This is a genomic window from Rhizobacter sp. P3_C12 (genome assembly GCF_056402735.1).
In genome coordinates, this window is record NZ_JBFUGW010000330.1 from 1 (window position 1) to 6185 (window position 6185).

Annotated in this window: 9 protein-coding genes and 2 pseudogenes; 8 read left to right on the forward strand and 3 right to left on the reverse strand. The window is 61.9% G+C overall.

Annotated elements, in window-relative coordinates; all coding sequences use genetic code 11:
- Positions 1–195, reverse strand: a pseudogene (locus AC1DXV_RS30080) (IS256 family transposase); the annotation flags it as partial.
- 96 nt (positions 196–291) lie between these two features.
- Here AC1DXV_RS30080 and AC1DXV_RS30085 point away from each other — a divergent pair.
- The 5 genes from AC1DXV_RS30085 (at position 292) to AC1DXV_RS30100 (ending at position 3664) form a co-directional block, all read left to right on the forward strand.
- Positions 292–708: a DUF4844 domain-containing protein gene (locus tag AC1DXV_RS30085; RefSeq protein WP_477874880.1), complete on the forward strand. Its 417-nt coding sequence runs from the start codon at positions 292–294 to the stop codon at positions 706–708.
- Positions 709–1306: 598 nt separating this feature from the next.
- Positions 1307–1798 (forward strand): hypothetical protein, encoded by a 492-nt coding sequence (locus AC1DXV_RS30090; RefSeq protein ID WP_457337931.1) that lies wholly within the window; start codon positions 1307–1309, stop codon positions 1796–1798.
- Between the two features lie 117 nt (positions 1799–1915).
- On the forward strand, positions 1916–2314 hold the full coding sequence (locus AC1DXV_RS35295) for an ASCH domain-containing protein (RefSeq protein ID WP_490363520.1): 399 nt from the start codon (positions 1916–1918) through the stop codon (positions 2312–2314).
- A 164-nt stretch (positions 2315–2478) separates the two neighbouring features.
- Positions 2479–2982 (forward strand): P-loop NTPase family protein, encoded by a 504-nt coding sequence (locus AC1DXV_RS30095; protein ID WP_477868969.1) that lies wholly within the window; start codon positions 2479–2481, stop codon positions 2980–2982.
- Between the two features lie 163 nt (positions 2983–3145).
- Positions 3146–3664 carry a GrpB family protein gene (locus AC1DXV_RS30100; RefSeq protein WP_477868971.1) on the forward strand — a complete coding sequence of 173 codons (519 nt, stop codon included), beginning with the start codon at positions 3146–3148 and terminating at the stop codon, positions 3662–3664.
- Between the two features lie 179 nt (positions 3665–3843).
- Here the strand turns inward: AC1DXV_RS30100 and AC1DXV_RS30105 are convergent, their stop codons facing one another.
- On the reverse strand, positions 3844–4443 hold the full coding sequence (locus AC1DXV_RS30105; protein ID WP_477868973.1) for a DUF1579 domain-containing protein: 600 nt from the start codon (positions 4441–4443) through the stop codon (positions 3844–3846).
- Positions 4444–4501: 58 nt separating this feature from the next.
- Here AC1DXV_RS30105 and AC1DXV_RS30110 point away from each other — a divergent pair, with 58 nt between their 5' ends.
- Positions 4502–4954, forward strand: a complete 453-nt coding sequence (locus AC1DXV_RS30110) for a winged helix-turn-helix transcriptional regulator (protein WP_477868975.1) — start codon at positions 4502–4504, stop codon at positions 4952–4954.
- Positions 4955–4994: 40 nt separating this feature from the next.
- Positions 4995–5645, forward strand: coding sequence for a glutathione S-transferase family protein (locus AC1DXV_RS30115; protein ID WP_477868977.1), 651 nt, complete (start codon positions 4995–4997; stop codon positions 5643–5645).
- Positions 5646–5657: 12 nt separating this feature from the next.
- Here AC1DXV_RS30115 and AC1DXV_RS30120 read toward each other — a convergent pair whose 3' ends face one another.
- On the reverse strand, positions 5658–5891 hold the full coding sequence (locus tag AC1DXV_RS30120; protein ID WP_477868979.1) for an Imm32 family immunity protein: 234 nt from the start codon (positions 5889–5891) through the stop codon (positions 5658–5660).
- A gap of 99 nt (positions 5892–5990) precedes the next feature.
- On the opposite strand from AC1DXV_RS30120, the pseudogene AC1DXV_RS30125 reads away from it, so the two are divergent.
- A pseudogene (locus AC1DXV_RS30125) lies at positions 5991–6185 on the forward strand (IS256 family transposase); the annotation flags it as partial.

The window sequence follows — 6185 nt, forward strand, 5'->3', positions numbered from 1 at the left end:
GCCCAGGTGATGGCTCAGCTCGCCACCCAGCGCCCGCTCGATCAGCGCCTTCTTGAACGCCATCGACGCTTCCGCTATCGCCTCGGCCGTCATCGGCCCTTGAGTGAATTGATCCAGCAGTTCCTTCGGGATCTTCGGCAGCGCCGCCGTCCTCGCAGCGATCGCCTCGTTCTTCGTCTTCGTCTTGCTTGGCATACATGCTCCTGGTCGTCATGCTATGCCTCGCACACAAAATTACTGACAGGCTCAGCAGGCAGGCCTCCCGTGCCCGCCTCATCGCATAATCTCATCGTGAACCGACGTACCTGCACTTCCGCGCTTGCACTTCTGGTGTTCCTGCCGCTGCTGACGGTGCAAGCCTCTTCGGGAGCTTCAGTAATCCTGCATATCGACGCAAGTACGGTTGCCGCTCTCGATGCCTTGCGGAAGGAGCCCAAGTTTCTCAAGCTGCCAGGCGCACCTGCAGTGGAGGAGCGCCGCCGCCTTGAGCCGCTCATCAACTCACTCATCGATCGACTCGTTGCCGGCATACAGGCGAACCCGAGCGACACATGGGTCTTCGAACAGATGACTCCGACCGTCGAAGCGTTTTACTTGGAAGACACCGAGGCGAGAGAACCGTGCGTCGACTACCTCGCGCGCATTTTCAAGATCTTGGGAATCAAGAGCGACCGAGGCGCTTTCAGCAGGTTCATGATCTCCGTCTGACGCGTTTTGCGCTCGAAATGGGAGCGGTGAGTTTCGACCGGAGACGGCCATGAGCCGTCCGTCGCGAGCGGCGGCTTTCCGGTAGGCTGCGATCACGGACTGCGCCAAGCATTTGCGATTTCTTCACCTCGATTCGGTCTCTTCCAATGGCAACTGATCTCCAAGCGCTCGCGAATGACGTTAATGATGAACGGGACTTCATCCGCTTCCTCTTCGCCCTCGCTGAAGATTGGGAAGCCGAACGAGCCATCGAGGCATCGACACCGTCTAGTCCCTACGGCCCAGGAGCGCTCGGGTGGGAGAATGGAACTGTCGGTGCCGTTCTCGAGCGGGCTGCGGCCTGGGGCCACGTGTCGATCGACGGGCTTCGCTTCTATGAGAAGCCGTCCAATCCGTGGAAGCGCGCAGCCCAAATCCTAGGAGCAGGGAAGTTCTACGAGTGACGTCGATCGGCCACAAGGCGTCCGTCGCAACTGGCCGCTTTTGGGGTAGCGCGGCAACAGGCTAGGATACCTGCCTCACGCCGCGTGCAGGGAAGAAAGACTGCCGCAGCCGTCGCCACAGGGGTGTCCTCCATAACACGTCAGTCCGCAGAAAGATGAACAGCCGCATTCGGAAACAGGTAGATGAGCTTAGCGCCGAGGACTTTGAGGCTTTCTCATGCTGGGAGTACGCGAGCGACGAAGAAGGCCGGAATGGGCTGGACGAATGCACAGTCAGGCCACTGGATCCGTCGCGCCTCAAAGTCGAGACTGGCCAGGTCATGATTCAAGCAGTGTTCTTCTTCCCAAACGGGCGCGTACGCCTTGGGATGATGACGCTCAATGCTGGTGACGATCCTTCGGGGCATCAGCCCGTTATGTTCCTCGGCAAGAAGCACTTGCACTTCTACAGCGGCGCCTCCGAGCCAAGCAAGACGGAGGTTCGATCATTCCGAAAAGCCGTAGAGCAGGTTTGCCCTTCGCCGTTCCCGATACGGTTCGTCTCGTCGGTCCTTGACGTCGACGGTCGGCCGATTGCCTATGGCGAACTACGTGGCTTGTACTGGCTGGCAAATTGGAGAACCAATGAGCTTCGCGTTGCAGCCTGACCCGTCAGCTGCAGCACCCGAGAGGCTGTAGTCGGCCACCTGCGGACGGTCACCAATGTCGGCATGCCGGCATGCCGCGCGGAACGCCGCAGGCTATGCTTGCATCTTTGCTACCCGATGCTCGCTGGAAATCGAATCTTGCTTGCACTTTCAATAGTTGCGCCCAGYGGCACAAGCATCGCCCTCGGTCGAAAGACGCTCGAAGTCAGATCGTGGCGTCCCGAGACCCTGCCGCTGACGGATTTGCTGATCGTTGAAAACGGACGCTTCTTGTCCGCACACGGCGATTCGGATGATGACGGACTACTGGTAGCTGTCGTAGACATCGCCGGAGTTCAGCCTTGGCTGCCCTCGGAGGTTGAACCTGCTTGCGCCACTGCCTGGGCCCCTGGCTACTGGGCATGGCGTATTGGCAACGTTCGACGCATTGCAAGACCGCTGAAGGTGACCGCAGCGCGCAAGCTGTACGACATACACCTTGACCCAAGTGACCTTGCGCTGTTGTTGGCGCAGTAGCTGCAACTGGCCACTTGCAGTTGGTCGCCAGCAGCAGCTGGTGGTCACGGTGCCTGACCAGTGCGACCTATAGACTGCGACACGTCAGCGAGATCAGATTGCACGCGATCACGTGACTTTTTCGGCAGCCTGTTCCTTTACTCTACGACTTCCCAGCGTCCGACATGAACCTGACGAGAACCCTCATCATTGGGAATTCGGGCTCTGGCAAGAGTTGGCTGGCCGAGCGGATTGCCGGTTCTCTCCAGGCTCCGCACCTTGATCTCGATCTGATCCATTGGGAGCCAGGCGGATTCAACGTTGCACGGGGGAGGGAGCATGCGATTGAGCTTGCAAGAGAGGCCGCTACTGGCTCAAGCAGTTGGGTCATCGAAGGCATCTACGGCTGGCTCGCACGTGAGGTTACGTCGATGACAACGGCGCTGATCTGGTTATGCCTTGATGAGGCCGAATGCGCCGTCAATCTCAAGCAGCGCGGTGTACGCCGGGGCGGAACAGGCGACTCGTTCAATGCTCTACTCAGCTGGTCCGAGACTTACAGAACGCGAGAAGGCTCAAGCTCGCACTCCGGTCACGAACGATTGTTCAACGACTTCCCAGGTGCAAAGACTTGTCTTCGTCAGAGAAGCGAGGTGACGGCGTTTGCCGACCTCAGTTCCAAGCTTTGAATGAATAGCGGCTTCGAAGAGCCGAATCTGACGCATGCAATGTCCGCAACGGGTCGCTACTGCCGAGGAGGCGCAGCGGCCGGCCGGCAATAATCGGCCAGGATCTGCCGGCCACCAGCGCACCCTCCGGCGTGAGGCAGTTTCGAGCCGTTTAGGTGACCTATTGGACAAGAGAACGATTGAGATCGTGCCGTTCAGTCCGCTGTGGGCAGGCATGTTTGCGCATGAGCAGAAAGCGCTCGCGGGCCTTCTTGGACCGGATGCACGCATCCACCACATTGGCAGCACCGCGGTTTGGGGGCTGGCTGCGAAGCCGGTCATCGACATCCTCGTCGAGGTGCCGTATGTCGAACGACTCGACTCTCATACCAGAGCTTTTCGAGAGCTTGGATACGAGTCGCGCGGCGAGAATGGGATTCCTGGGCGTCGCTACTTCGTCAAGGGCCTCTCAGAAAGGACGCATCAAGTCCATGCATTTCGAACGGGGTCACACGACGTCCGTCGCCATCTTGCGTTGCGCGACTTCTTGCGAGCGAACGACGAGATCCGGGACGCGTACGCTGTCGTCAAACACCACGCCGTTGCCGAATGCGGCAACGACATCCATGCTTACGTCGCCCTGAAGAATGACTTTGTCAGGCTGCTGGAGGCACAAGCTTTGGCTGACTACCGTGACGTTTAGCATCAAGCTCGGCGTCTGCTTTTGAGCGGTGAGGTTTGCGTAGCGAAGGACTGCAACGGGTCGATAGCTCTATTTCGCAGATTGCACGAGCAGCCATTGGTGCCGTCGCGCACGACGGCTGCTGTTCCTGGCGTCGTGCCCATGACATCGCCGATGCAGCGAACCGCTGCTGGCCCGACTCACGCCCTCGTATCCACCGCGATCCAGTTGATCTCCCATGTCGCGCCTCCGTCGGCCGAGAACGCCTGCTCGAAGCGGCAGCTGTCGGCGTTGGTCGATTCGATGACGAAGCGCACGAGCACGGGCCGGCCGTTGAATTCCTCCGCGCTGTAGAAAACGCCGCGCGGGGTGCTGCCGAATCCGCCTGTCATCGGGATGGCGAGCGTGCCGGATGCGGCGTTGGAGAAGTTGAGCGTCCACCGCTTGAGTGTCGTGTCGAAGAGCCGCAGCGACAGCCCCTGGATGCGCCCTGCGGATCCGGAGACGTCGAGTTCGGCGAGGTTCGCGCGGCCGCCCAGCACCGGGCTCACGACGGTCGTGCCGGCGTACTCCGCCCAGGCATCGGATCCGCTCAGCGGTTGCAGGCGGCGCCGGAGCTGCGTGTGCCAGCGGCCGTGTTCGAAGTCGAAATCATGCGGCGAACCGACCGGTGTCGCGGGGATGGCCCGCGCGGTGTCGACCGGTGCGGTCGAAGGTGGCGCAGGCACGGCGCACGCGCCGAGGAGCGCCAGCACGCCGGCGATGCCGTACGAGATCGAACGGGTGGGCAACTGGACCATGGTGGCAAGGCCTCCGGCGGTGAGGGTGACTACACTGGGGCGCACTCTAGCCAGCACCATGGACACCGCCAAGAAGGCACCTGCAGGTAACCGTCCGCGCGTTGCACGTGCCAACGCGATTCCGGGCTGCGCGCTGACGGCTGCGCTGGCCGCCATCGGCGGGCGCTGGAAGCTGTTCGTCGTGTACCGGCTGTCAGACGGCCCGCGGCACTTTGCCGCGCTGCGGCGCAGCCTGCCGGACGTCTCGGCCAAGGTGCTGGCGCAACAGCTGCGCGAGATGCAGGCCGATGGCCTCGTGAGCCGGGAGCGCAGCGGGCCGGTGCCGGCCGTCGTGCACTACGCGCTCACGCCGCATGGGCGCTCGGTGCTGCCGGTGGCGGAGGCGATCCGCCATTGGGGCATGGCGCATCAGACAGCGCATGCGGGCCCGGGCCCGGCGGATGGCGCGGTCGATCCGCGTGCGGTGTGCGGTGATGTCGATTCAGGTCTGCCTCGAACGTCGAGTCTGTGATCGGACCTTGAAGGTCCAGTTCTCAAGAGGAGACATCGACATGATCCCGACCATTTCTGCCTTTGAATCGTCGCCTGACCGCGGCAAGGGGCTCGCGCGCGACATGCGGGTTCGCTGGGCGCTCGAGGAGGCAAGGCAGCCTTATGAGGTCCGCCTGCTTTCCTTCGCGGCGATGAAGGCGCCGGCGCATCGCGCGCTTCATCCCTTCGGGCAGATCCCGACCTACCAGGAAGACGATCTGGTGCTGTTCGAGTCGGGCGGCATCGTGCTCCACATTGCAGAGCACCATGCGGGCCTGCTGCCTGCCGACGCGAATGCGCGGGCCCGTGCGATCACCTGGATGTTTGCCGCGGTCAACACGGTGGAGTTGCCGATCATCGAGTTCCAGAACGCCAAGCTGCTGGAGCGCGACAAGCCCTGGTACGACGAGCGACTGCCTCTCGTCGTGGAGCGTGTGCGTGTCCGGTTGGGCGAGTTGTCCGATCGACTGGGCGATGCGGAGTGGCTCGATGGTGCGTTCAGCGTCGGTGACCTGATGATGGTCGCGGTGCTGCTGAGGTTGCGGCCGTCGGGGATGCTCGGCGACTACGCGCGGCTTGCCGCCTATGTGGCCCGCGCTGAGGCGCGGCCTGCCTACCAGCGAGCGTTCGCCGCGCAATTGGCGGTGTTCACCGGTCAGGCACGTCCATGATCGAGCCTGCTGCTATCCACGCGCCACGACGAGATGCGGCGAGGTCTCGAACTCTCTCTTTCGATCGGCCAAGTGAATGTGGTCGAACTCCTTTCCCATTCGATCCATCTCGTCTGCGCAGTGAAGCAGGAACTCGGCGATCGCGCGCAGTTCCTCGGGTGTGGCGTTCAGGGTGACCTCCGCGAGCGACGCGGGGATGATGGTGTCGATCGGTTGGTCGGTTGTCTCGTAGCCGTAGATGTGCATTGCGCCATTCCGTTGTTGCAGATGTGAGCGTGTGGGCCTCAATCATGAGCCTGTCAGTAATTTTGTGTGCGAGGCATAGCATGACGACCAGGAGCATGTATGCCAAGCAAGACGAAGACGAAGAACGAGGCGATCGCTGCGAGGACGGCGGCGCTGCCGAAGATCCCGAAGGAACTGCTGGATCAATTCACTCAAGGGCCGATGACGGCCGAGGCGATAGCGGAAGCGTCGATGGCGTTCAAGAAGGCGCTGATCGAGCGGGCGCTGGGTGGCGAGCTGAGCCATCACCTGGGC

Excerpts from the sequence above, each read along its gene's own strand:
- AC1DXV_RS30090 (WP_457337931.1), top strand. The coding sequence starts at position 1,307 with ATGAACAGCCGCATTCGGAAACAGGTAGATGAGCTTAGCGCCGAGGAC.
- AC1DXV_RS30110 (WP_477868975.1), top strand. The coding sequence starts at position 4,502 with ATGGACACCGCCAAGAAGGCACCTGCAGGTAACCGTCCGCGCGTTGCA.
- AC1DXV_RS30105 (WP_477868973.1), bottom strand. The coding sequence starts at position 4,443 with ATGGTCCAGTTGCCCACCCGTTCGATCTCGTACGGCATCGCCGGCGTG.
- AC1DXV_RS30120 (WP_477868979.1), bottom strand. The coding sequence starts at position 5,891 with ATGCACATCTACGGCTACGAGACAACCGACCAACCGATCGACACCATC.
- AC1DXV_RS30115 (WP_477868977.1), top strand. The coding sequence starts at position 4,995 with ATGATCCCGACCATTTCTGCCTTTGAATCGTCGCCTGACCGCGGCAAG.
- AC1DXV_RS30095 (WP_477868969.1), top strand. The coding sequence starts at position 2,479 with ATGAACCTGACGAGAACCCTCATCATTGGGAATTCGGGCTCTGGCAAG.